General features: G+C 63.7%; 22 protein-coding genes and 1 tRNA gene. 6 read left to right on the forward strand and 17 right to left on the reverse strand.

Going from position 1 to position 24,499, the window contains the following annotated elements; all coding sequences use genetic code 11:
* The 10 genes from AC3ANW_RS13760 to rpsB all read right to left on the reverse strand — a co-directional run bounded on the left by AC3ANW_RS13760 (window position 1) and on the right by rpsB (window position 10,413).
* Window positions 1-528, reverse strand: coding sequence for an OmpH/Skp family outer membrane protein (locus AC3ANW_RS13760; RefSeq protein WP_488341408.1), 528 nt, complete (start codon window positions 526-528; stop codon window positions 1-3).
* Entirely contained in the window at window positions 528-2,825 is a 2,298-nt protein-coding gene (gene bamA / locus AC3ANW_RS13765) for an outer membrane protein assembly factor BamA (RefSeq protein WP_488341409.1), read from the reverse strand. The genes AC3ANW_RS13760 and bamA overlap by 1 nt, the downstream gene beginning before the upstream one ends.
* Window positions 2,826-2,981: 156 nt before the next feature.
* Window positions 2,982-4,343: an RIP metalloprotease RseP gene (gene rseP, locus AC3ANW_RS13770; RefSeq protein ID WP_488341410.1), complete on the reverse strand. Its 1,362-nt coding sequence runs from the start codon at window positions 4,341-4,343 to the stop codon at window positions 2,982-2,984.
* 40 nt (window positions 4,344-4,383) lie between these two features.
* The gene (ispC, locus tag AC3ANW_RS13775) at window positions 4,384-5,577 is read right to left on the reverse strand and encodes a 1-deoxy-D-xylulose-5-phosphate reductoisomerase (protein WP_488341411.1); all 1,194 of its coding nucleotides are present in this window, start codon (window positions 5,575-5,577) and stop codon (window positions 4,384-4,386) included.
* Complete coding sequence (locus AC3ANW_RS13780; RefSeq protein WP_488341412.1) at window positions 5,574-6,428, reverse strand: phosphatidate cytidylyltransferase; 855 nt, start codon at window positions 6,426-6,428, stop codon at window positions 5,574-5,576. The genes ispC and AC3ANW_RS13780 overlap by 4 nt, the downstream gene beginning before the upstream one ends.
* A gap of 25 nt (window positions 6,429-6,453) precedes the next feature.
* Window positions 6,454-7,194 (reverse strand): polyprenyl diphosphate synthase, encoded by a 741-nt coding sequence (uppS, locus tag AC3ANW_RS13785; protein WP_488341413.1) that lies wholly within the window; start codon window positions 7,192-7,194, stop codon window positions 6,454-6,456.
* Window positions 7,195-7,220: 26 nt separating this feature from the next.
* On the reverse strand, window positions 7,221-7,781 hold the full coding sequence (gene frr / locus AC3ANW_RS13790; RefSeq protein WP_488341414.1) for a ribosome recycling factor: 561 nt from the start codon (window positions 7,779-7,781) through the stop codon (window positions 7,221-7,223).
* Between the two features lie 17 nt (window positions 7,782-7,798).
* The gene (pyrH, locus tag AC3ANW_RS13795; RefSeq protein WP_488341415.1) at window positions 7,799-8,524 is read right to left on the reverse strand and encodes a UMP kinase; all 726 of its coding nucleotides are present in this window, start codon (window positions 8,522-8,524) and stop codon (window positions 7,799-7,801) included.
* Between the two features lie 85 nt (window positions 8,525-8,609).
* Window positions 8,610-9,536, reverse strand: coding sequence for a translation elongation factor Ts (gene tsf, locus AC3ANW_RS13800; RefSeq protein WP_488341416.1), 927 nt, complete (start codon window positions 9,534-9,536; stop codon window positions 8,610-8,612).
* Window positions 9,537-9,654: 118 nt separating this feature from the next.
* On the reverse strand, window positions 9,655-10,413 hold the full coding sequence (gene rpsB / locus AC3ANW_RS13805; protein WP_488341417.1) for a 30S ribosomal protein S2: 759 nt from the start codon (window positions 10,411-10,413) through the stop codon (window positions 9,655-9,657).
* Between the two features lie 173 nt (window positions 10,414-10,586).
* Between rpsB and AC3ANW_RS13810 the strand changes: the two genes are divergently transcribed.
* The gene (locus AC3ANW_RS13810; protein ID WP_488341418.1) at window positions 10,587-12,116 is read left to right on the forward strand and encodes an NAD(P)H-hydrate dehydratase; all 1,530 of its coding nucleotides are present in this window, start codon (window positions 10,587-10,589) and stop codon (window positions 12,114-12,116) included.
* Here AC3ANW_RS13810 and AC3ANW_RS13815 read toward each other — a convergent pair.
* Complete coding sequence (locus tag AC3ANW_RS13815; RefSeq protein ID WP_488341419.1) at window positions 12,113-14,662, reverse strand: hypothetical protein; 2,550 nt, start codon at window positions 14,660-14,662, stop codon at window positions 12,113-12,115. The genes AC3ANW_RS13810 and AC3ANW_RS13815 overlap by 4 nt on opposite strands.
* Window positions 14,663-14,845: 183 nt before the next feature.
* Between AC3ANW_RS13815 and AC3ANW_RS13820 the strand changes: the two genes are divergently transcribed.
* Window positions 14,846-15,019, forward strand: coding sequence for a hypothetical protein (locus AC3ANW_RS13820; RefSeq protein WP_488341420.1), 174 nt, complete (start codon window positions 14,846-14,848; stop codon window positions 15,017-15,019).
* A 585-nt stretch (window positions 15,020-15,604) separates the two neighbouring features.
* Here AC3ANW_RS13820 and AC3ANW_RS13825 read toward each other — a convergent pair.
* Together AC3ANW_RS13825 and rnr are read right to left on the reverse strand one after the other, a co-directional pair.
* On the reverse strand, window positions 15,605-16,375 hold the full coding sequence (locus AC3ANW_RS13825; protein WP_488341421.1) for an SDR family oxidoreductase: 771 nt from the start codon (window positions 16,373-16,375) through the stop codon (window positions 15,605-15,607).
* Window positions 16,376-16,433: 58 nt separating this feature from the next.
* Window positions 16,434-18,764: a ribonuclease R gene (rnr, locus tag AC3ANW_RS13830; RefSeq protein WP_488341422.1), complete on the reverse strand. Its 2,331-nt coding sequence runs from the start codon at window positions 18,762-18,764 to the stop codon at window positions 16,434-16,436.
* Window positions 18,765-18,797: 33 nt separating this feature from the next.
* On the opposite strand from rnr, the gene AC3ANW_RS13835 reads away from it, so the two are divergent.
* Window positions 18,798-18,882 (forward strand) — tRNA-Leu (locus tag AC3ANW_RS13835).
* A 162-nt stretch (window positions 18,883-19,044) separates the two neighbouring features.
* Here the strand turns inward: AC3ANW_RS13835 and rimO are convergent.
* The 3 genes from rimO to AC3ANW_RS13850 all read right to left on the reverse strand — a co-directional run bounded on the left by rimO (window position 19,045) and on the right by AC3ANW_RS13850 (window position 21,375).
* The gene (gene rimO / locus AC3ANW_RS13840; RefSeq protein ID WP_488341423.1) at window positions 19,045-20,451 is read right to left on the reverse strand and encodes a 30S ribosomal protein S12 methylthiotransferase RimO; all 1,407 of its coding nucleotides are present in this window, start codon (window positions 20,449-20,451) and stop codon (window positions 19,045-19,047) included.
* Between the two features lie 56 nt (window positions 20,452-20,507).
* The gene (gene phaR / locus AC3ANW_RS13845) at window positions 20,508-21,107 is read right to left on the reverse strand and encodes a polyhydroxyalkanoate synthesis repressor PhaR (protein ID WP_488341424.1); all 600 of its coding nucleotides are present in this window, start codon (window positions 21,105-21,107) and stop codon (window positions 20,508-20,510) included.
* Between the two features lie 97 nt (window positions 21,108-21,204).
* Window positions 21,205-21,375: a hypothetical protein gene (locus tag AC3ANW_RS13850; RefSeq protein ID WP_488341425.1), complete on the reverse strand. Its 171-nt coding sequence runs from the start codon at window positions 21,373-21,375 to the stop codon at window positions 21,205-21,207.
* 177 nt (window positions 21,376-21,552) lie between these two features.
* Between AC3ANW_RS13850 and AC3ANW_RS13855 the strand changes: the two genes are divergently transcribed.
* The 3 genes from AC3ANW_RS13855 to AC3ANW_RS13865 all read left to right on the forward strand — a co-directional run bounded on the left by AC3ANW_RS13855 (window position 21,553) and on the right by AC3ANW_RS13865 (window position 23,893).
* The gene (locus AC3ANW_RS13855) at window positions 21,553-22,194 is read left to right on the forward strand and encodes a phosphatase PAP2 family protein (RefSeq protein ID WP_488341426.1); all 642 of its coding nucleotides are present in this window, start codon (window positions 21,553-21,555) and stop codon (window positions 22,192-22,194) included.
* A 126-nt stretch (window positions 22,195-22,320) separates the two neighbouring features.
* On the forward strand, window positions 22,321-22,521 hold the full coding sequence (locus AC3ANW_RS13860) for a hypothetical protein (RefSeq protein ID WP_488341427.1): 201 nt from the start codon (window positions 22,321-22,323) through the stop codon (window positions 22,519-22,521).
* Between the two features lie 37 nt (window positions 22,522-22,558).
* A complete protein-coding gene (locus AC3ANW_RS13865; protein WP_488341428.1) occupies window positions 22,559-23,893 on the forward strand; it encodes a leucine-rich repeat-containing protein kinase family protein in 1,335 nt (444 codons plus the stop codon).
* Here AC3ANW_RS13865 and AC3ANW_RS13870 read toward each other — a convergent pair.
* Window positions 23,883-24,335, reverse strand: coding sequence for a DUF6232 family protein (locus AC3ANW_RS13870; RefSeq protein ID WP_488341429.1), 453 nt, complete (start codon window positions 24,333-24,335; stop codon window positions 23,883-23,885). The two genes, AC3ANW_RS13865 and AC3ANW_RS13870, sit on opposite strands and share 11 nt — an antisense overlap.
* Window positions 24,336-24,499: the final 164 nt, after the last annotated feature.

Genomic DNA, 24,499 nt, shown 5'->3' on the forward strand with positions numbered 1-24,499 from the left:
TTACTTGGCAGCCGGAGCCGGGCCGCTGTTCAGCGCCTTGATCACGCGGTCGGTGATGTCGTACTTGGGGTTGATATAGACGGCTTCCTGGAGGATGACGTCGTACTTTTCGGTTTCGGCGACCTGCTTGACCACACGGTTGGCGCGTTCGAGCACTTGCTGAAGTTCTTCGTTCTTGCGGGAATTCAGGTCTTCCTGGAATTCACGGCGCTTGCGCTGGAAGTCGCGGTCTTGCTCGACCAGCGCCCGCTGACGCGATGTGCGCTGGGCATCTGGCAGCGTGGGCGCGTCTTTTTCGAACTTGTCGGAAGCTGCCTTCAGGGCGTTGCCCTGGTCCAGCACTTCTTTTTCGCGCTTGGAGAACTCTTGCTCCAGCTTGGACTGGGCGGCCTTGGCTGCGGTCGCCTCGCGGAAGATGCGGTCTGTATTGACGAAGCCGACACGGAAATCGTCTGCCTGGGCAGGCGCCGCGCAGGCTGCTGCCGCGAGCAGGACACCGAGGGCGCCTTGGCGGATGAGAGCGTTCATTAGAAAGAGCTTCCGATCTGGAATTGGAATTTTTGGATTCTATCGCCCGGTTCCTTGCGGACCGGGTTGGCGATGGCAATACGCAGCGGGCCCACCGGGGATACCCAGCTCAGGCCCAGGCCGACCGAGGCGCGCATTTCACCAAAATCGAACTTCTGGTTTTCGCCGTACACGTTGCCGACGTCCGTGAAACCGAAGACCCGCAGCGTGCGGTCGTTGCCGGCTCCGGGGAACGGAGCGGAGACTTCGGCGTTCAACGTGATCTTCTTGGCACCGCCGATGGAAGCGCCGGTCACGTCCCGCGGGCCCAGCGTTCCCTGCTCGAAACCACGGACGGAGCCCAGGCCGCCCGAATAGAAGTTCTTGAAGATGGGGAACGGCAGGCCGTTCAGTCCCTTGCCCGCACCCAATTCGCTGTTGAGCGCCAGCGTGTACTTCTTGGTGATGGGGTAATACTGCTGGAACTGGTAGTTGCCGCGCACGTAGCGTGCATCGCCGGCCACTCCGAGTTCGGAGTTGAACCGCTGGAAACGGCCAGTGCTGGGCGAAAGGGCGCTGTCTCGGCTGTCACGCGACCAGCCGACGGTCAGCGGAACCGAATAACTGACGTAGCCGACCCGTTCCGCATAGGCGAGGTAGCTGGCCGGAATGTTGGTACCGGCCTTGATTTCGGTCCGCTCCGCGCCGGCACCGAAGAACACGGTGTCGGTTTCACTGAACGGCACACCGAAACGCATGCTGGCGCCGGAAGTCAGCAGGCGATAGTTGCCGCCCTGGTCCTGGTAAGGCCGCGATGACCGGTGATAGACGTCGAAGGTGCGCGAGATGCCGTCCGGCGTGAAGTACGGATTGGTCGTGCTCAGCACGATGGCGCGGTTGTACTTGCTGGTGTTGACGTCGATGCCCAGGTAGTTGCCGGTACCGAAGACGTTTTCCTGCTTGATGCCGAATGTCAGCGCGACCTTTTCGGCGCTGGAGAAACCGGCCCCCAGCGACAGGCTGCCAGTGGGTTTCTCGATGACGTTGATCAGCACGTCGACCTGGTCGGGCGAACCCGCCACGTCCTGCGTCTCGACTTCGACCGAGCTGAAATAGCCCAGGCGGTCGACGCGGTCGCGCGACAGCTTGATCTTGTCTCCGTTGAACCAGCTCGACTCGAACTGGCGGAATTCGCGGCGGATGACTTCGTCCCGCGTGCGGTTGTTGCCGGCGATGGAAATGCGGCGGACATACGCGCGGCGCGAAGGTTCGGCCTGCAGCACCAGTGCCACGCGGTTGTTGGCACGGTCCACCTCCGGCACCGGCTCGACACGTGCAAAGGCGAAACCGAATGCGCTGAAATAGTCGGTGAAGGCCTTGGTGGTCTGCGCGACCTCGTCGGCGTTGTAGGGCTCGCCGGGCACGATCTTGACCAGCGATTTGAACTCCTCCTCACGACCGAGGTAGTTGCCTTCGAGCTTGACACCCGACACCACGTAACGCTGACCTTCGGTCACGTTGATGGTGACGCTGATGTCCTGCTTGTTCGGCGAGATGGCGACCTGCGTGGAGTCGACGCGGAATTCCATGTAGCCGCGCTGCAGGTAGTACGAGCGCAAGGTTTCCAGGTCGGCGTTGAGCTTGGCACGGGCATAACGGTCGGACTTGGTGTACCAGCTCAGCCAGCCGCCGGTATCCAGGTCGAACTGGCCCTTCAGCGTGGATTCGCTGAACGCCTTGTTGCCGGTGATGCGGATGTCCTTGATGCGGGCGGGCTCGCCCTCGGTCACGGTGAAGGTCAGGTTGACCCGGTTGCGCTCGATGGGCGTGACCGTGGTGACGACTTCGGCACCGTAGAGGCTGCGGTTGACGTACTGGCGCTTGAGTTCCTGCTCGGCGCGGTCTGCCAGGGCCTTGTCGAAGGGACGGCCTTCAGTCAGGCCGATATCGCGCATGGCCTTCTTGAGGGTGTCCTTGTCGAACTCCTTGGCGCCGGCGAAATCGATGCCGGCCACCGTGGGACGTTCTTCGACGATGACCGTCAGCACGTTGCCGCGGGCTTCGAGGCGCACGTCCTTGAACAGGCCCAGGGCGAACAGCGAACGGATGGCGCCGGAGCCTTTTTCGTCGTTGTAGTTGTCGCCGACCCGGAAAGGCAGGGATGCGAAAACGGTGCCGGGTTCGACCCGCTGCAGGCCTTCGACACGGATGTCGCCCAGCGTGAAGGGATCGATGGCCCAGGCGGCCTGCGCTGCGAAGACCATTGCGGCGACTGCCGAGACGGCTCGAAGCCGGAAACCGAAGAGTTTTTGCTTCATGTACGCGAAATGAAAATTTGCCTGCGACCGCAAGCCGGTCGCGGCCAACGCAAGATTATGACGGAGGCGGATGACAGGCCTGCCGCGATGTCGGAGAACAAGAGGTAAATGTGCAGGGGAACACCGCATTCGGCGGTGTACGGACGCATGGGCGCATTAACCAAAGATGCGGCTCACGTCGTTGTAGAGAGCGATGGACATGCCCAGCAGCAGGACGGCGACACCGCCGCGCTGGAGGTAACTCAGCCACGCCTCGGACACCCCTTTTCCGGTCATGACTTCCCATGCATAGAAAACCAGGTGGCCGCCGTCCAGCACGGGAAGGGGCAACAGGTTGAGCACACCCAGGCTGACGCTGATCAGCGCCAGAAAAATCAGGTATTGCACAAACCCCATGCTGGCCGACTTGCCCGCATAGTCGGCAATCGTCAGCGGGCCGCTGAGGTTCTTCAGAGAGGCCTGTCCGGTGACCATGCGGCCCATCATGCGCAGGCTGAGCGCCGAGACCTCCCAGGTCTTGACGACGCTGCGCCAAAGCCCTTCGACCACGCCGTAGCGCACTCGCAGCATTTCAGGCGGCCCGCCGACGAAAGCGCCGATGCGACCGAAAGTCGTCTTGCCTTCGGTCACGACCGCAGGTGTCACCGTCAGGTCGCGCAGCACGCCGGCCCGCTCGACCTGCCAGGTCTGGGTCAGCGCCTTGCCGTCGCGCACCGAGGCCCGGATACGGTCGCGCAGTTGGGCGCCGTCGGTGATGGCCACGTCGCCGATGCGGCGCACGATGTCGCCCTTTTGCAGTCCGCCCGCAGCGGCCGCGCCGCCGGCCTGCACGTCGCCGACCAGCGGCACCGTGAGCGGACCGAGCAGGCCGATTTCCCGCACCATCTGGATGTCGGCTTCCCGGGCGTTCAGCTGATCCAGCGGCAACTCGACACGCCGGATTGCGCCGTCTGTCGTCCGGATGTCCAGCGACACCGCATGGCCGTCGAGGGCAGCGCGCGTCAGCGTCCAGTGCAGGTCGTCGAAGGACCGGACCCGCGACGGCCCGCTGCCCTGCTCCGCCGCGGCCACGACTTCTTCACCGCCACGCAAACCGGCCTTGGCGGCAATCGATGCCGGCAGCGGCTGGGCCAGCAGAGCCCGTGGTTCGTCCAGGCCGATCCAGTTGACCACCGCGTACAGCAGCACCGCCAGCAGCAGATTGGCAGCCGGGCCGGCCGCAACGATGGCCGCACGTTTGCCCACCGTCTGGTTGTTGAAGGCCAGGTGACGTTCGGACGGGTCCACCGGGCCCTCGCGTTCGTCGAGCATCTTCACGTAGCCGCCGAGCGGCAGCAGGCCGATAGCGAACTCGGTCGGCGAGCCAGGTTTCTGGAAACGGAAGATGGTCTTGCCGAAACCGATGGAAAACCGCAGCACCTTCACACCGCAGGCCCGCGCCATGCGGTAGTGGCCGTATTCGTGCACGGCGATCAGCAAGGCCAGTGCCACAAGAAAGGCGGCGACGGTCATCAGCATGGGCGGAAATCCTGTGAAGACCCGCGACGGGCCGGTGACATCATTGTGCTGCGGACAGGCTGCGAACGCTGCCTTCGGCCCGAAGACGCGCACGGGCATCCAGGTCGAGCAATGCTTCCAGCGAAGCCGGTTCATTGGTCGCGACGGCTTCGAGCGCCTGCAGGTTCACCGCGTGGATCTGGTCGAAGCGGATGCGGCCGTCGAGGAAAGCCTGCACTGCAACCTCGTTGGCTGCGTTGAGCACCGCTGTGCTTCCGTCCGGACCTTCGAGTGCTTCCCATGCAAGTTGAAGCCCCGGAAAACGCTCGGCGGACGGCTGCTCGAAGGTCATCGCCGCGACCTTGGAAAAATCGAGGCGCGGCGTACCGCTTTCGATGCGTTCGGGCCAGGCCAGTCCATAGGCGATGGGTACCCGCATGTCGGGCAGGCCGAGTTGCGCCACCAGCGAACCGTCGCGGTATTGCACCAGTGAATGCACGATGCTTTGCGGGTGGATCACCACCTCGATCCGCCCCGAAGGCAGGCCGAACAGATGCCGGGCCTCGATCACCTCGAGCGCCTTGTTCATCATGGTGGCCGAGTCCACCGAGATCTTGCGACCCATGGACCAGTTGGGATGCGCGCAGGCCTCTTCCGGCGTGACGGCCTTCAGGCTGGCCGGATCACGGCTGCGGAACGGCCCGCCCGAAGCGGTCAGGATGATTTTTTCGACCCGCCGGTCCCAGCTGGACGCATCGTCGGGCAGCGATTGGAAGATGGCCGAATGTTCGCTGTCGATGGGCAGCAGGGTTGCCCCGCCGGCCGCCACCGCATCCATGAAGAAACGGCCGCCGACGACGATGGCCTCCTTGTTGGCCAGCAGCAGGCGTTTGCCGGCACGTGCCGCCGCCAGGCAAGGCCCCAGGCCTGCGGCGCCTACGATGGCCGCCATCACCACGTCGACTTGCGGATGCGCGGCGATCTCCTCCACGCCTGCATTGCCGCTCAGCACCTGTGTGGCAATGCCGTGGGCGGCGAGCTTTTCGCGCAGCGCCGCGGCATGGGCTTCGGTGGCCATTGCCGCATAGGCGGGACGAAACTGCCGGCACAGCTCGAACAGCGCGTCGATCCGGCTGCCTGCGCACAGGGCGTACACCTCGAAGCGCTCCGGATGGCGCGCCACCACGTCGAGCGTGCTGGCGCCGATGGAACCAGTTGCCCCCAGAACCGCCAGCCGCTGGCGTGCCGCGTTCACAGCCCCACCGCCGTCGCCAGCATCATGGCCAGCGGCACCGCCGGCAGCAGTGCGTCGATGCGGTCCAGCACGCCACCGTGGCCGGGCAGCAACTGGCTGCTGTCCTTGGCGCCGGCGCTGCGTTTGACCAGCGATTCGACCAGGTCACCCACCACGCTCATGGCCGCCAGGAAGATCACGGCAGGCACCAGCAGCCACAGGCCGCGCGCAGCCAGCAGGCTGTACAGGCTGACGGGCGACAGACCGTAGGCACGGTCGGCCCAGATCCACACACCGGCCATGACCAGCACACCGACCATGCCACCCCAAACGCCTTCCCAGCTCTTGCCGGGACTGATGGACGGCGCCAGCTTGGATTTGGTGAAACGCAGGCCGAAAGCGCGGCCGGCAAAATAAGCGGTGATGTCGGCCACCCAGACCAGCACCATGACCGACAGCAAAAAGTTGGTGCCGACGAAGCGCGCCTGTGCAATGGCCAGCCAGGCCAGCAGCAGGGCGATCACCCCGCCGACCAGGCGCAGCGCACGCGGCACCTGTGCCCAGCCTGCCACGCCACGGCGCAGCATCCAGCCGCCGATCAGCACCCAGGCTCCGCCGACGAACGCCCACAGCACCGGCATCGGCCGCGCCATCAAACCCAGCTGCCAGGCAAACACACAGGCCACCAGGCTGATGATGGCGATCAGCAGCGCGCTGGCGTCCTTGCAACCGTTGAGACGCCCCCACTCCCACGACGCCGCGGCGATGGCCGCGACCGCTACCGCACAGAAAGGCAGCGGCGACGGCACGATCAGCGCCGACAGGATGATGGCGAGCAATACGACCGCGGTAAGAATGCGCTGCTTGAGCATGTGATTTCCTTGAATGATTCAGGCGTCAGGATGCCCGCAATGCCGATGGCGGAGATGCCGGCGATGACGGCGCTATCACCGGCGCACCGCCGTAACGCCGTTCACGCTGGCGGTAGGCAGCGATGGCTTCGTCCAGCGCCGCCTGGTCGAAATCGGGCCACAACCGGTCGCTGAAGAACAGCTCGGCATAGGCACACTGCCACAGAAGGAAATTGCTGATGCGCTGCTCGCCGCCGGTGCGGATGAGCAGGTCGGGGTCCGCCACGTGCGCCATGGAAAGACAGCGCGCAAGGCTTTGTTCGGAAATGGCCTCGCCACGCTCGGCCAAGGCCTGGGCGGCCTGCACGATGTCCCAACGGCCACCATAGTTGAAGCAGATGTTGAGGGTCAGGCCGGCGTTGCCTGCCGTCAGGGCTTCGGCGTCATGGAAACCCTGGGCGACTCGCGACGACAGTGCTGCACGGTCACCCACGAAGAACAGGCGGACGCCGTTCTGGTGAAGCCGCGGCACCTCGCGCGCCAGCGCCTTGGCCATGAGTTCGAAAAGCGCACCGACCTCGTCGGCCGGGCGCTTCCAGTTCTCGGATGAAAAGGCGAAGACGGTGAGCACCGCGACTTCGCGCGCCATGCAGGCATCGATGCACCTGCGCAAGGCTTCGACACCCTGGCGATGTCCGGCGAAACGGGGCAAAAACCGTTTGGTCGCCCAGCGTCCGTTGCCATCCATGACGATGGCGATGTGCTGGGGAACGAGACTCTCGCCCATGGCGATCGACGAGCGACGACGGAGCGTCAGACCGCCATGATTTCCTGTTCCTTGGCGACGACCAGCTTGTCGATGTCGACGATATGGCGGTCGGTGACCTTCTGCACGTCGGCTTCTGCACGTTTCTGTTCGTCTTCGGACGCCGCCTTGTCCTTGACCAGTTTCTTGACCGATTCGTTGGCGTCGCGGCGCAGGTTGCGGATGGCGATCTTGGCGTTTTCGCCTTCGGACCGGACCTGCTTGGTCATTTCCTTGCGACGCTCTTCACTCATGGCCGGAACCGGCACGCGGATCAGGTCGCCCATCGAGGCCGGGTTCAGGCCGAGGTCGCTTTCACGGATGGCTTTCTCGATCTTCGGCCCCATGCCCTTTTCCCAGGGCTGGACACTGATGGTGCGCGAGTCGATGAGCGACAGGTTGGCCACCTGGCTCAGCGGCACGGGCGAGCCGTAGTAGTCGACCTGCACCGAGTCGAGCATCGCCGGATTGGCGCGGCCGGTACGGATCTTGGTCAGGTTGTGCTGGAAGGCGGCGATGGACTGGTCCATCTTGCCTTCAATGGTCTTCTTGATATCGGCAATGGTCATCTAACTTCTCCGACAGTTCAGGCGTGCACCAGCGTGCCTTCGTCTTCACCCATCACCACCCGCTTGAGCGCACCGTGCTTGATGATCGAGAAGACGCGGATCGGCAGCTTCTGGTCACGGCACAGGGCGAAAGCGGTGGCGTCCATAATGCCCAGATTCTGCGACATGGCGTCGTCGAAACTGATGCGGGCATACCGGGTGGCGGTGGGGTCCTTGTGTGGATCGGCGGTGTAGACACCGTCGACCTTGGTGGCCTTCAGCACCAGTTCGGCGCCGATTTCGGCACCCCGCAGGGCCGCGGCCGTATCGGTGGTGAAGAAGGGGTTGCCGGTGCCCGCGGCGAACACGACAACCTTGCCTTCTTCGAGGTACTGAAGCGCCTTTGGACGCACATAGGGCTCGACCACCTGCTCGATGGCGATGGCCGACATGACACGTGCGGTCAGGCCCTGCTTGTCCATCGCATCGGCCAGTGCCAGGGCGTTCATCACCGTGGCCAGCATGCCCATGTAGTCGGCCGTGGCCCGATCCATGCCGACCGCACCACCCGCGACACCGCGGAAGATGTTGCCGCCACCGATCACCACCGCCACCTGGACACCCAGACGCGAGACTTCGGCCACCTCTTGCACCATACGGACGATGGTCGCCTGGTTGATGCCGAAGGCGTCGTCACCCATCAGGGCCTCGCCGGACAGCTTGAGCAGGATTCGCTTGAGGGCTGGCGACGGGGTATCTGACATGGTGGCTCCTGGAACTAAAAAATGCGGGACTGGATAAAACGACGGCCGACCCCCGGCAAGCGGGGACCGGCCGTGCGTGACGCTATCAGGCAGCTGCCTTGGCGGCTGCGACCTGCGCGGCGACTTCGGCCGCGAAGTCGTCGACCTTCTTCTCGATGCCTTCACCGACCACGTAGAGGGTGAAGCCCTTGATGGTGGTGTTGGCGGCCTTCAGCATCTGCTCGACGGTCTGTTTGCCGTCAGCGGCCTTCACGAAGACCTGATTGAACAGCGAGACTTCCTTCAGGAACTTCTGAACGCCGCCTTCGATGCGCTTCGCAACGATTTCGTCGGACTGCACAGGCTTGCCTTCGGCTTCGGCCTTGGCCTTGTCTTCAGCGGCCTTGGCTGCAGCGACCGAACGTTCCTTTTCGATCAGGTCGGCAGGCACGTCGGCGCTGGTCAGGGCGACGGGTTTCATGGCGGCGATGTGCATGGCCACGTCCTTGGCAGCGACTTCGCTGCCTTCGAACGACACCACCACACCGATGCGGGCGCCGTGCAGGTAGGTTGCCAGCTGGGTACCGCTGAAGTTCTGGAAGCGGCGGAACGACATGTTTTCGCCGATCTTTCCGATCAGGCCCTTGCGCACGTCTTCCAGGGTCGGGCCGAAGCCGTCTTGTTCGTAGGCCAGCGCACCCAGTGCGGCGACATCGGCCGGATTGTGCTTGGCGACCAGTTCGGCGGCAGCCTTGGCCAGTGCCATGAAGCTGTCGTTCTTGCTGACGAAGTCGGTTTCGCTGTTGACTTCGATCAGACCACCGCTGGTGCCTTCGATGAAGCTGGAAACAACGCCTTCGGCGGTGATGCGGGATGCGGCCTTGCCAGCCTTGGTACCCAGCTTGACACGCAACAGTTCTTCAGCCTTGGCCAGGTCGCCTTCGGCTTCGGTCAGTGCCTTCTTGCACTCCATCATGGGGGCGTCGGTCTTGGCGCGCAGCTCGGCGACCATGCTTGCGGTAATTGCAGCCATCAGTTCATTCTCCGTATGCAGTTCAGTTCAGTTTTCAGGGTGTCACCTGCGAACCGGCTAAAAAAAAGGGGCGATGAGGCCCCTTTTCGTACGCCAGAGCGGCGACGGTGCGACGCGCTTAGGCGGCAGCACCCTCTTGGACTTCGACGAATTCGTCGGCAGCTTCGGTGGCGCCAGCGGCAGTCTTGACGACTTCGTTGGAGCTTGCACGGCCTTCCAGGACTGCGTCGGCGATGCCCTTGGCGTACAGCGCCACGGCCTTGGCCGAGTCGTCGTTGCCAGGAATGACGTAGTCGATGCCTTCGGGCGAGTGATTGGAGTCAACCACGCCGATCAGCGGAATGCCCAGCTTCTTGGCTTCCGAGATGGCGATCTTGTGGTAGCCGACGTCGATCACGAAGATGGCGTCCGGCAGGGTCGCCATGTCCTGGATGCCGCCGATGTCTTTTTCCAGCTTGGCGATTTCGCGCGAGAAGGTCAGTTGCTCCTTCTTGCTCAGCGCGGCCAGGCCGGTTTCTTGCTGGGCCTTCAGGTCCTTCAGACGCTTGATCGAGGTCTTGACGGTCTTGAAGTTGGTCAGCATGCCGCCGAGCCAGCGCTGGTCGACGTAAGGAACGCCGGCACGTTGGGCTTCGGCCGACAGCAGCTCACGAGCTTGACGCTTGGTGCCGACGAACAGGATGGTGCCGCGGTTGGCAGCCAGTTGCTTGACGAACTTCTCAGCTTCCTGGAACAGCGGCAGCGTCTTTTCCAGGTTGATGATGTGAATCTTGTTGCGATGGCCGAAGATGTACGGGGCCATCTTGGGGTTCCAGAAGCGGGTTTGGTGACCAAAGTGGACACCGGCTTCCAGCATTTCGCGCATGGTGACGGACATGATATTTACCTCGAAGGTTGGGTCTGAAATCCGGGCCGTCATCCCGATGCACCTGGCGAAAAGCCTATTGAATGCATCGCGACACCTTGGTTGACCCGGTTTGCGATTGAATCGACAGCACCGCCTCTCAAGAGACAGTGTTTGGCGAAACCGCGAGATTGTAGCATTCCCCCATGACAACCCGTATCGACTTCCGACATGTGCAACCCTTGTTCGGCATTGCATCCACCCGCCGGCTGGAAACGCAAGCGGCCGCAGACCTGGCGCCGCACGCCCTGATGACCTGCGCCGGCGCATCGGTCGCCCGCCTGGCACGCGCCCTGGCCCCGGATGCCGGGCACATATGGGTCGCATGCGGGCCCGGCAACAACGGCGGCGACGGTTTAGAGGCGGCTGCACAACTGCGACTTTCGGGAGTCACCGTGACCGTGGTGTTCGGTGGTGAAAGCGTCGGTCTTCCGCCCGACGCCCGCCGGGCCTTGCAACGTGCGCGACAGGCGGGCGTCGCATTTGTCATCGCGCCTCCCGACGAGGTCGGCGCGGGCGACCTGTATATCGACGCCGTGCTCGGGATCGGCACCGGCAGCGGCAATCGCCCGGCGACCGGATGGATTCGCGCCCTGCTGGACGCCATGCACCGAGCGCCCTGCCCCGTGCTCTGTGTCGACCTGCCGTCCGGCCTGAACGGCGACACCGGCCAATACGCCGAGGGCCTGACGCCGGCAGGCCCGCCGAGGTCTCCACGTCACACGCTGGCGCTGCTGACCCTCAAACCCGGGTTGTTCACCGCACAGGGCCGTGACGCGGCAGGTTCTGTCTGGTTAGACGAACTGGGCATCGCCCGCAGCGACCGTCAGCCGGACGCCGTGCTGAGCGGCCGGCCCGGACCGTCCGCTCGCAGCCACGCTTCGCATAAGGGCACCTTCGGGGATGTCGCCATCCTGGGTGGCGAAGGCATCGACCGGCGCGGCATGGGCATGAGCGGTGCCGCGCTGCTGGCAGGCACGGCGGCGCTGCACGCGGGCGCAGGCAGGGTGCTGGTGGCCCTGCTGGACGACGTCCACCGGTTGACGGCAGATCCTTCGCAACCCGAACTGATGTTGCGCACTCCCGAGGCGCTCGACCTGGGCGCGGGCACGCTGGTCTGCGGCTGCGGTGGCGGCGAAGCAGTTCTGGAATGGCTGCCACGCGTGATTCAGTCGGCACCGCGCCTGGTGCTCGATGCCGATGCACTGAACCACATCGCAGCCGACAAGGCCCTCCAGCGATCCCTGGCGGCCCGCGCCGGGCGCCAATGCATCACCGTGCTGACGCCCCACCCGCTCGAAGCCGCCCGGCTGCTGGCAACCGATACCGCCACGGTGCAGGCCGACCGCCTGGCCGCCGCCCGGCAGTTGGCCGGTCGTTTTGCCTGCGTGGTGATTTTGAAGGGCTCGGGCACGGTGGTCGCCGCGCCGGACTGCATTTCTGCCGTCAACCCCAGCGGCAATGGCCGCCTTGCCACCGCCGGCACCGGTGATGTGCTTGCCGGCATGATCGGCGCGAGCCTGGCGGCCCTGAATCCGCGCGACACACCAACGACGGCCGCCACTTTCGAAGCGGTGTGCGACGCAGTTTTCCGCCACGGCCAGCTGGCAGACGACTGGCCCGAACATGCACCGCTGACCGCGAACGGCCTGGCTCGCCAGGCTCCCGCCCGCTAGTCCGGCAGTCTGCCCCGGATCCTGGTGAACGCCTCCAGGCGGATGGCATCCAGCAGTTGGCCTCTCGCCATGCAGCTGGCGGGGTCATCGTCCGGCAAGCCGGAGCCATCCGGGCTGCCTGGCGATTTCGAGTCGCTCGCCAATTCACGCTGCAAAGCCCGGTGCACGACGTTGAGCCGCCTGATCGGGTCGAGATCGGTGCGGGCGTCCCAGTCGCCGGACTGCGACCCGTCGGCCGATGTTTCCGGCGTGGGAATGAACCTGTCCCGATCCAGCCGGGCTCCGGGCACGCCCCACACCACGGCATCCTGGTTCTCTTGCTGCAGAAAGAATTCCTCGTCGAAACTCGGCCGGAAATCCGCCCGTTTTTCCCACTCCTTGAGCAAGGCCAGAACCCGGCGCTGGAAGACTGGCCGCGTGACCCGGGCGGCCTGCAGGTTGAGTCGGCACGAAGCCAACTCTGCAAACAAACGATCCTGGTCGATGAAGTTGGCGTTCTTGCGCAATTCGGCGAGCGACAGGTCAAACAGACTCTGCTCGAAACTGAAGTCGCCTCGCCGCCCTTCCATCCCGGAAACCCCACGCAGTTGTTCAAAAATTTCGGAAATCGCCGGATCCACGTCCGCGTCGCCGCAGGCCTTTCGCAGGAAATGCCAGGCGACCAGCGGACTGAGATACAGGTAACGGTCGCAGGCGCCGGTCTTGGGGTCCGGATGCACGACCGGTACATGGTCCGGCGGCCGCATTTCCCGCGTGGCTGTCGCAACATCGCGGAAACGCAGCAGGAAGTCGCCGAAGGCCACACGCACGCCCTGCGTGTCGTCATGGCGTGCGATGCATGCGGCGGAAACCTCGACCGATCCGCTGGCGCATTCCAGAAAAATACGCATCCATTCGCCGACGGTCGCCCACAAAGAATCCTTCGATACGAACTGCACCCGCCGCGCCTGGAGCTTGCGAAGGCGGCGAGCCCGATCCAGGTCACGTTCGTGATTGCCGTAGCGGCCGAGCGGAATGCCCAAGTCCTCTTCGGGCTCTCGGTCGAGGTCGTAGCGCTGCCAAAGCTCCTGCTGGATGGCCGGGAATTTTTCGGAGATCACCTGCTCGATGGCGCCATCCAGGCCAGCGCGTATATCCCCGTCCGGAGCCTCGGAGCAGGCTGCCTGCATGCGCTGCAGCACCGCCTCCAGAAATTCCGCGGCAATCGGCGTCTGCTCCTTCGGCAGTGCCAGCGCGCCGGTGATGTGCAGGGCCAGCAAGCGCTCCTGCAGCAGGCCCAGCACGACAAACCATTCCCGGGCCGACAGCCGCTGCAGCTTCAGGTTGAAGAACAGCTCCGAAAGGACGATCGGCAACTGGTTCTGGCTGACCGACTGACCGTTGGCAAGCTGCTTTGGGCCGAAAGTAGTGGATGCGAAGGGCGTCGTCGTGCGGAACAGCGTCGGCAGTTCGTGATCCGCACAGTCGCTTTTCCATGCCCGCGCCTGCAGTGCGACGAAGTGCGGAACTGCGCAGATGGCCTTCAGCCGCTCCATCGTGAGTTGATCGCCCCGCTCCATGCCGGCGTTGCACTGACGCAGATAGCGGTCGATGCCGCCCTGGTCCGGGAAGGTGGGAACCAGGCGCAGAAATCCGGCAATCGCCTGGACCAGCTTGGGGTCGGGCCCGCGGCTGAACACCAGCTTGTGCCCCCGTATCGCGAGGCGCCTGGTGGTCTGGCCACGACACGCCTGCCCAAGCAGGTGCCGGGCCACTGCCTCCAGATCGACGTGGCGCAGGATGTCCGCCATGCCGGCCGCCTCGCCGCCAGCAAGAAAATAGTAGACACCGGTGAACAGCTTCACCCCGAGCGTGTGGATCGCTTCGTCCAGGTCCCGTCCACCGCCGGCCAGGTGGTCCCCATGCCCGGCAACCGGAGAATGGGCGTCGAACATGGTGCCGACGGCCATGTCCTTTGCAAGCACCCGCGTCTCCAGTGACGGCTCCAGCGCAAAAGTGATGTGATTGCGGTCCGTGGAAAGCGGGGCCACACGGTCACTGCGGTGATCGCTCACACCATTGCTTTCCGAAGTGAAGCATTTCGGCAACGCGGTGCGACCGGTCGGCAGATTGCACAGGTTCGGATGTTGCAGCCATGGGCCGGGCCGGTCCGGCAGGGAGTCACCGGTCAGCGGCTCCGGGTGGAAAACGGTGCGCGGATGCACCGGCGGCGGTATCTTGAGCAGGCTCTTGCGAGGACGGACCGGTGGAGGAGTTCCGATCATGAACCGGGCTGCTCTCGCTCGTCCCGTTGGCCGGGATCCGAACCGCGCATCGGCGCCTTTTTCGAAAGGCGTGCGGCCTCTTCCGCACGTTCCAGCCGCTCGTTCCAGGCACGCACCTGCGAAGCGGACGGAACACGGTGATAGAGGTCGGCGCCGAACGCCTGCCTGACGCGGTTCAACATGCTGGGTCCGCTCGCTGTGGTGCGAGGCCTGGGAACCGGAGCCACCACCGGCGCGGGCGCCGACGGCGCAGGCCTCATGGGGTCGCCCGGCCGGGCGCACATACGGTATTTCGTCCGGTCCATCACCACGTCGACGGCTTCGTCGAAGCTCTTTCGACCCAGCGCAGCGGCGGTCCCCACCATACGCTGTGTCCGTTCCAGACCGTGATGGTCGACCAGCAGCTGGTATTTCGCCTGGGCTGCCGCCGATGCCTCTTCCGGGACGGAGACCAGATGGCTGCGGATGAAAACCGGATCGGCCGGCGCGGCACGGGTCGCAGTCGAACCCGAAAACCTGCTGGGCAACAAGGACCGCAACAGACCCGAGCGGCTCCCGGGACCCTTGCCGGATCCGCCGGTGTCCGGCTTCGAGGCAGCACCGAACCGGGTGAGCTGGGCGGTGGTGCCGCCGCCGTGATTGACCGTGCCGACGCTAGACCTCGGAGGCACCGAAGACGCGGCCCGTGCCGACTGGACGGCAGACGGCGTGCCGTACCCGGAAGCAGCGGCCGGCGGAGAGTCGATCGGCAGAAAGCTGAAGTTCCACCGATGCGCACGATCCTCACCCTTATCGACGGATGCCGCCCCGGATGCCGTGCCTCTGGACGACTCCTGAAGCGATGCCAGCAAACCCTCGGACTGGCCAGAGCCGTAGCGGCTGCTCATGCGGCTGGTGGAAGGATGGTGAGTAGCCCTGGACGAGACCACCGAGGCCTGTCTCGTTTGATCCGGGCGGTCGCTCCGCTCTGCAGGATGCTCGCTGCCGTCATCCGAATCGGAGCTTTCTGTCGGAATGCCGATTCGTATGAGTTTCGGGACGCCGCTGGAAAAAACTTGATTGAGCATTGAGATTCCTGTTGGTTGAAAAATCCAACCCGGAACCTTGTCTCCCGACGATCGCCCGAGCCGAAACGCGAGGCTCGGGGCAATCTCCGTCAACAGGCCGCGCCCAGCCGAAACAAAGGCTGGGATCGCGCAGCAAACGCCTGCGGAAACGGTGTATTCAGCCGCGACCGACGAACGGCATCTTGGTGGCCATCACCGTGTGGAACAACACGTTGGCTTCCAGCGGCAGGTTGGCCATGTAGAGCAGCGAGCTGCCCACCAGCGCGACATCCATCAGCGGCTCGGGAGCGATCTCGCCGTTGGCTTGCGGCACACCCTTGGCCATGCGCGACGCGAGCGGCGTGCCGGCATTGCCGATGTCGATCTGGCCGACCGCTATGTCGTACTTGCGGCCGTCCAGGGCGCCGGTCTTGGTCAGGCCCGCGACTGCATGTTTGGTGGCCGTGTAAGCCATCGAGTTGGGTCGCGGCGTAGGGGCCGAGATGGAGCCGTTGTTGATGATGCGACCACCGCGCGGCGATTGGTCTCGCATGGCGCGGAACGCCTGCTGTATGCAATAGAACATGCCGTTCAGGTTGATGCCGACCACGCCCTGCCACTGCTCGGGTGTCCAGTCCTCGAACGGGCCCGGCGGATTGCCCACGCCGGCGTTATTGAACAACAGGTCGACCCGCCCGAACCGCGCGACAACCGCATCGAACAAGGCCACCACCGAAGGCTGCGACGAGACGTCGGTGGGCACGGCCAACGCGCGGTCACCAGCACCGCTTTCAGCAATCACCTCGTCCAGCGGTTCCGGCCGACGGCCCGCCAGCGCAACGCTCCAGCCGTCCTTCAACAAGGCCAGCGCCGCCGCACGGCCGACACCGCTGCCGGCACCGGTGACGACGGCGATACGGGCGGGCTTGGATGAATCCGATGTCTGCATGGAAAAAGTCTCTTTTTTGAAATGGAAGAAAGAAAGAAAGAACGTAAGCCGGATTCGCTCAACGACGCGGCTTGCGCTGGCGCCCCTTGGCACCGCTGGCGGCCTTCTTGACGCCGGCCTTCAGCGCCTGGATGGGCGACATGCCGGATTCGGATCCCAGCTCGATCTGGCGGGGCCTGGACGACTTGGCGGCTTTCGAAACGTTGGCAGCCTTGGCGCCCTTTGCCGGCTTTCCGGTCTTGGCAGGCGCGCTGCGTTTTTCGATGCCACCAGCGGGAGGCATGACCGGCGATTCACGGCCGCCCTTTTCGCGGGGTTGCGGGCGGACGGGAAGGTCCTCGCCCTCACGCACCAGGCGGAAGTCGATCTTGCGGCCGTCCAGGTCGACGCGGCTCACCTGCACCCGCACCCGGGTGCCGACGGCATAACGAATGCCGGTTCGCTCGCCCCGCAACTCCTGGCGCGCCTCGTCGAAACGGAAATATTCGCCACCCAGTTCGGTGATGTGCACCAGGCCCTCGACATACATCGCGTCGAGCGTGACGAAGATACCGAAGGTGGTGGCCGCCGTGACCACACCGCCGAATTCCTCGCCGAGGTGTTCGCGCATGTATTTGCACTTGAGCCAGGCCTCGACGTCCCGGCTGGCCTCGTCAGCACGTCGCTCGTTGGCGCTGCAATGCAGGCCGGCGGCTTCCCAGGCCTGCATGTCCTTGGGTGTACCGACCACCTGCATCGGCTTCTGCGACGGCGCCTTGACACGCTGCGCCAGGCGTTTGGCCAGCTTGGCATGGGCCTCGCCCGGCGTCGGCAGCGTGGGCAACTGGTATTTCGAATGACCAAGGATGGCCTTGATCACCCGATGGACCAGCAGGTCCGGATAACGGCGGATCGGGCTGGTGAAGTGGGTGTAGGCCTCGTACGCCAGACCGAAATGCCCGCTGTTGAACGGCGTGTAGATGGCCTGCTGCATGGAGCGCAGCAGCATGTTGTGGATCTGCTGCGCGTCGGGCCGCTCCTTGGTCGCCTGGGCGATGGCCTGGAACTCGCCGGGCGTCGGCTCGTCGCTGATCGTCATGCCCACGCCCATCGCCTTGAGATAGCTGCGCAGGATCTCCTTTTTCTCGATGGTCGGGCCCTCGTGCACACGGTAAAGCCCGGGTTGTTTGCCCTGCAGGATGAAATCTGCGCTGCAGACATTGGCTGCCAGCATGGCCTCTTCGATGACCCGGTGCGCCTCGTTGCGGGTGCGTGGCACGATTTTCTCGATACGACCGTTCTCGTCGCAGACGATCTGGGTTTCGGTGGTCTCGAAATCGACGGCACCACGCACGCCACGTGCACCCAGCAATGCCCGATACACATCGGCCAGGTTGAGCAGGTCGCCCACCCTGTCCTTGCGTTTGGCAGCCTCGGGCCCGCGTGTGTTCGAAAGGATGGCGGCCACCTCGGTATAGGTGAACCGGGCGTGGCTGTACATCACCGCCGGGTAGAACTGATAGGCGTGCACCTCGCCCTTGGCAGTGACGAGCATGTCGCAGACCATGCACAGGCGCTCGACCTCCGGGTTGAGCGAACACAGGCCGTTCGAAAGCTTCTCCGGCAGCATCGGGATGACCCGGCGCGGAAAGTAGACGCTGGTGGCTCGGTCGTAGGCGTCGATGTCGATGGCCTCGCCGGTCTTCACGTAGTGGCTGACGTCGGCAATGGCCACCAGCAGGCGCCATCCCTTGCTGCGACCCACCTTCGCCGGTTCGCAGTACACGGCATCGTCGAAGTCGCGCGCGTCTTCACCGTCGATGGTGACCAGGGGCACGTCGCGCAGGTCGATCCGGTCGCGCCTGTCTTGCGCACGCACCTTTTCGGGCAGGGCCTTGGCCGCGGCCAGGCAGGCGTCCGAGAACTCGTGCGGCACACCGTACTTGCGCACCGCGATCTCGATTTCCATGCCGGCGTCGTCGACTTCACCCAGCACCTCGACCACCCGTCCGACCGGCTGGCCGTACAGGGCCGGTGGCTCGGTCAGTTCGACCACGACCACCTGGCCCGTCTTGGCCTCCCCGATGCCGGCCTTGTTGATCAGGACGTCCTGGCCATAACGCTTGTCCTCGGGCGCCACCACCCAGACGCCGCTTTCCTGCAGCAGGCGGCCGATGATGGGCTGCGGCGGACGCTCCAGTATCTCCACCACCTTGCCTTCGGGGCGCCCCTTGCGGTCGTGCCGCACGATACGTGCCCTGACGCGGTCCTTGTGCAGCACGGCGCGCATCTCGTTGGCGGGCAGGTAGACGTCGGATTCGCCGTCATCACGTTGCAGAAAACCATGGCCATCCCGGTGTCCCTGGACGGTGGCGTTGAACTCATCGACAGAGGTGTTGATCGAACTCATTTTTTTGGTATAGAATCGTGTTTTCCCTGAAATGCCCAGGTGGCGGAATTGGTAGACGCACTAGTTTCAGGTACTAGCGAGTAACATCGTGGAGGTTCGAGTCCTCTCCTGGGCACCAAATAAAATAAAAAGCCGCTGAATGCATTCAGCGGCTTTTTCGTTTTGCGGGCGCTGAATCGGAAGGATCCGGCAGAGGACTTCGATTGGAAACGCCGGCGGGGCATTCCGACCAGCGCGCCGCAGCGGCGGCGCGCGATGCTCGAAATGCCCACAGCTTCCGTCATATGGGCTGGGCCACCAGGTCGTGCCCGTCGGTCGCGACGATGCGTGCCCGGGTGAACTCACCCACCTTGAGCGTCTTGCTCGCCTTTTCAGGTGGCAGCAGTCGCACCACGCCGTCGATCTCGGGCGCGTCTGCATAGGTACGGCCCACACCGCCCTTGCGACCGAGTGCGGGCGCGGAATCGATCAGCACCTGCATCGTGGCGCCGACGCGGCGGCGCAGGCGCTCGGCCGACACCTCTTCGGCGACGGCCATGAAACGCGAACGTCGCTCTTCACGCAATTCGATCGGCAGCATGCCGGGAATTTCGTTGGCAGCGGCGCCGTCCACCGCGCTGTAGGCAAAACAACCCGCCCGGTCGATGCCGGCTTCACGCACGAAGTCGAGCAGGTGCTGGAACTCTTCTTCGGTCTCGCCCGGAAAACCGGCGATGAAAGTGCTCCGGACCACCAGTTCGGGACACGCTTCGCGCCAGCGGGTGATGCGGTCCAGGTTCTTTTCGCCGCTGGCAGGGCGCTTCATGCGGCGGAGAACGTCGGGGTGGCTGTGCTGGAACGGCACGTCCAGGTAGGGCAGAGCCAGGCCCTGCGCCATCAGCGGCACCACGTCGTCCACGCTGGGGTACGGATACACGTAGTGAAGGCGAACCCAGGCGCCGTAAGGTTCGGCAATCTCACCCAGTGCCTGTACCAGGTCGAGCATGCGGGTCCTGATCGGGCGGCCCTCATAGAAACCGGTTCGGTACTTGACGTCGACGCCGTAGGCCGATGTGTCCTGGCTGATCACCAGCAGTTCTTTCACGCCGCCTTCGAACAGCGCGCGCGCCTCCTTCAGCACATCGCCGATGGGGCGCGACACCAGATCGCCGCGCATCGAAGGGATGATGCAGAAGGTGCAGCGATGGTTGCAGCCTTCGCTGATCTTGAGGTAGGCGTAGTGGCGCGGCGTCAGCTTGATGCCGGCCTCGCCGAACGAGTTCGGCATCAGGTCGACGAAGGGATCGTGCGGCTTGGGCAGGTTCAGGTGGATGGCGTCCATCACCTCCTGTGTGGCGTGCGGGCCGGTGACGGCGAGCACGCTGGGGTGCATCTGGCGCACCAGGTTGCCGCCGTCGGTGCCGGTGCGCGCGCCCAGGCAGCCGGTCACGATCACCTTGCCGTTGCCGGCGAGGGCCTCGCCGATGGTGTCGAGGCTCTCGCGCACGGCGTCATCAATGAAACCGCAAGTGTTGACGACGACGATGTCGGCGCCTTCATAGGTCTTGGAGGTCTGGTAACCCTCGGCGCTGAGTTGCGTCAGGATCAGCTCAGAGTCGGTGAGTGCTTTGGGGCAGCCTAAGCTGACGAAACCGACACGTGGGGGCGTGCTGGCGCTTTTTTTCGGTGGGGACAGGACTTCGCTCATCCTCGTATTGTCCCCCGGACCGGCCCGGCAGCGATAAAACGGGTTAACACCGGTAATCAGCGCTTCAATCCGAACGCCCCGAACATCTGCTCCGCCTGTTTCTGCCACTGCTCCTGCATCTGCACAAAACTGCTCTTCGACTGCTCGGCATAGTTGCCCAGCAAGCCGTGAAGCATGGGTGACTGGATGTTCATGAACTGAGTCCACATTTCCGGCGTGATGGTGCGGGACTGCGCCGCCAGCCTGGTCTGGATGTCTGTGAACGCCTGCACGTTCTTCTCCAGGTAATTGCCCATGAAACCTTGCATCGCGTGTCCGTAGAAACGGATGATGTTGGCCAGTGCAGATTCGCTGAACATGGGTGCACCGCCCGCTTCTTCTTCCAGGATGATCTGGAGAAGGATGCTGCGCGTGAGGTCTTCGCCGGTCTTGGCGTCGCGCACGACCAGCACCACGTTTTCGATCACCAGTTGCCTGACTTCTGCCAGCGTGATGTAGCTCGAGGTGGTGGTGTCGTACAAACGGCGGTTGGGATACTTCTTGATCACCCGCACCGAACCTGTTTCCCTGGATTCGTGCGTGGCCTCACCAGGCTCGGCGCCGTCGGTGCCAGTATGTTTGCCGTCTTCCAATTGCGCCCCTTCGTGGAGCCTCATTCACCGAGGCTGTTGCAGTGCAACACATTCTAGGCACAGAGGGGCGCGATGCGGCCGAAGGGGAAACCCCAGCCGCAAAAAACACGGCAAAGCCGAATCAACCGCCCTTGGAAGGACGCTTGCCGGGGTTCTTCTTGCTGCGGGTCGCGGTGCCGCGCTCCAGGCTGATCTTCTGGCCACGGCCTGCGGTGCGCAGGTTGACGCCAGCCGGTGCGGGCAGCGGAGGGGTGGCTTTGCGGTCGGCTTCGGTAACGATCTTGTTGCCCATGAGAGTGTCCTGAGTGTTGGATGGAAAAAGAGTTAACCCGCGATTAAGCCACAGCCGCGCGATGCCCGGTCCGCGCGCCCGGTATGCTGCGCGCTTCCGGCTCCTGACAAACCCTGATTCCCGCCTGCGCCAACCGTAAAAATGCCGATTGAATTTCTCGCCTCTCGAAGCTCGTGGATGAGCTGGACTTCCCTGACATGGTTTGGCGATAGCAACCTGCTGCTTCCGGCCGGTGCCGTCATGGCGCTGGCCTTGCTGCTGGCCCGTTCTTCGCGGGGTCTGGCGGTTCGCTGGGTACTGGCTTTCGGCCTGACGGGTTTTGTGGTGCTGGCCACCAAGATCGCATTCGTGGCCTGGGGCATCGGCAACGCCGAACTGGATTTCACCGGCTTCAGCGGGCATTCGGCATTGTCCGCCTGCTTCTGGCCGGTACTGGGCTGGCTGGTGACGGCCCGGCTGGACAAACCCGTTCTGTGCCGCGGCGCAGTCATCGCGGGTTACCTGCTGGCCCTGGCGATTGCTGTTTCGCGCCTCATGCTCGAAGTGCATTCGCTCTCCGAGGTGGTATCCGGCCTGCTCGTCGGTGCGGCCGGCAGCCTGTGGTTTCTGGCCGGTACCCGAAAACAGAACCCGTCCCAGCGCCCGGCAGGGGCATCGGCGGCCCTGGCACTCTCGATCACGGCCTTCATGACGATCGCCCTGCACGGTAAACCCGCGCCCACCACCCACTGGATCGAGACGTCGGTGATGCAAATGCTGGGTATCACCACGCCCTTCACCCGCCACGACTTGCGCATGCGTCTCCGCCGCCTGGGATAAACCCCAACGCAGCGATTTCGACAATAGAAAAACCTGTCATTTTTAGAAACACTTCTAGAATTACCTGACATTCCCGACTCTCTTTCCGGGGCAGAATGGACTCGTGTCCACGCAAGAAAACAAACCATGACCTATCTCGCACTGGGCGTCCTCGTGCTGTATCTTTTTTTCGGACTGTTTTTCTACGGCCTGTCGAATGCAGCACGCCGAGCAGACAACCATGACGCCAGGGCCCGCGCCATCACCAAGCTGAACCTGCGCCGCCGTCATGCGGCCATGGCGGAAGCCCACAAGCCTGCCTCCGCCATCAACAAGACGGTCGTCTGATTTTTCTTGATCCGTGCTGTGTCATGCTCTTGCGGGCATGCACCACGACACTCTTTCCCTCCTGCGCGCCGGGCGGCTCGGCGATGTGCGCAGACTCGATCTTTCCTGCGAACTGACAGAATTTCCTGCCGAGATCTTCTCGCTGGCCGATTCGCTCGAAGTGCTCAATCTGTCGGGCAACCGGCTCGACAGCCTGCCCGCCGACTTGCACCGCCTTCATCGGCTCAAAGTCGTCTTCTGCTCGGACAACCGGTTCACCGAACTGCCAGCCGCACTGGGTCACTGCAGTCAGCTGGAAATCGTCGGTTTCAAGGCCAACCGGATCCGCGCGGTGACCGCCGGTTCGCTTCCGTCAAGGCTTCGCTGGTTGATCCTCACCGACAACTGCATCGAAGCCTTGCCCGATGAACTTGGCAATCGTCCGTTTCTGCAGAAACTCATGCTTGCCGGCAATCGCCTGAGAGTTCTTCCGGCTGCCCTGATCGACTGCCGGCGACTCGAGCTCATTCGCATTGCAGCCAACCGGCTCGAAACCTTTCCGGGCTTTCTCACCGGGTTGCCGCGCCTGTCGTGGTTTGCCTTTGGTGGAAATCCGTTTTCCAGCGCAGCGCGGCCAAACACTGCCGGCGCCGGAATTCCGGCCATCGACTGGCGGGACCTGACGCTCGGCCGTGTGCTGGGCGAAGGCGCATCCGGCGTGATCCACGAGGCCATCGATACCCGCCGACCGGAACGCCCATCCGTGGCGGTCAAGCTTTTCAAGGGTGCAGTCACCAGTGACGGTTTGCCAGAAGACGAGATGGCGGCATGCATGACGGCCGGGATGCATCCGGCGCTGGTAGGCGCCACTGCACGAATCACGGGGCATCCGGAGGACAAGCCTGGATTGATCATGCCCCTGGTCGCGTCTTCGATGCAGGTGCTGGCCGGTCCTCCGAGCCTGGATTCGTGCACGAGGGATGTATATGCGGACGGGTTTTCATTGACATGCGAAATCGCGCTCGGCATTGCGCACCAGATCGCATCAGCAGTAGCACACCTGCATGCAAAAGGCATCCTGCACGGCGATCTTTATGCACACAACATCCTGCAAAACGGAAAAGGTGATGCATTGCTCGGAGACTTTGGTGCGGCATCTTTTTTTGATGGTCTTGCCGCGCCAGATGCCGAAAATCTCCAGCGCGTGGAGGCTCGCGCGTTCGGCTGCCTGCTCGAAGAACTGATTGCCCTTTCCCAGGATGACACAACAGACCCGACCATCGAAAATCTCCGCGATAGATGCATGTCCGAGGATCCGGCGTCGCGTCCCCTTTTCGATGAGATTCAATGTGTCCTGGCGCGATATACGCCAGAAACCAGTCTCAGCCGTTGACCGGTTTGCCCACGCCCCAGGCCTCGGCGAAGCGCGGGCGGCGGTAGTCACGGGCCTGTTTGACCGCTTTCACCAATTCGGAAACAGCGGCGCTGTCATGCGAGCGGAAAACTGCGACCGAACCTTCCGGCAACATCAGCCAAGCGGAATGCTTTTGAAAGAGGCCCACCAGGCGAACGGCGATCATCGAAAGCACCGCCAGCGTGCCAGCGACGAGTGCATAACTGTAGTCGTCGGTGCCGTTCACCAGTTCGCTCAAGGTCCACACCACGAAGACCAGCGCCATCACAAAAGGAATGGCCTTACCCTGGTAGCTCGATTCCGTACCCATCCGCGCATCCCTCACCATTTGCATCGGATATCGATGGCCTTCCACCACCACCTCGTCCGAAGTCACCCGGCACGCTTCGGTTTGAAGAAAGGTTTTTTCAGCAGTATTCATGGCAAGTCATCGGGTTGAATTTTGGAGGCAGGCATCGCATTCCGTCACTTCGGTTTCCTGCATCCCTAAAATTACCCCTCACTCTCGGTAGCCTCTGTAGGCTTTTGCCTTGTCTGGGATTCGGACTGATGCGGCCGCATCCGCACTAGGGAAAACAGCCCGGG

The organism is Xylophilus sp. PBN-3R (assembly GCF_057747805.1).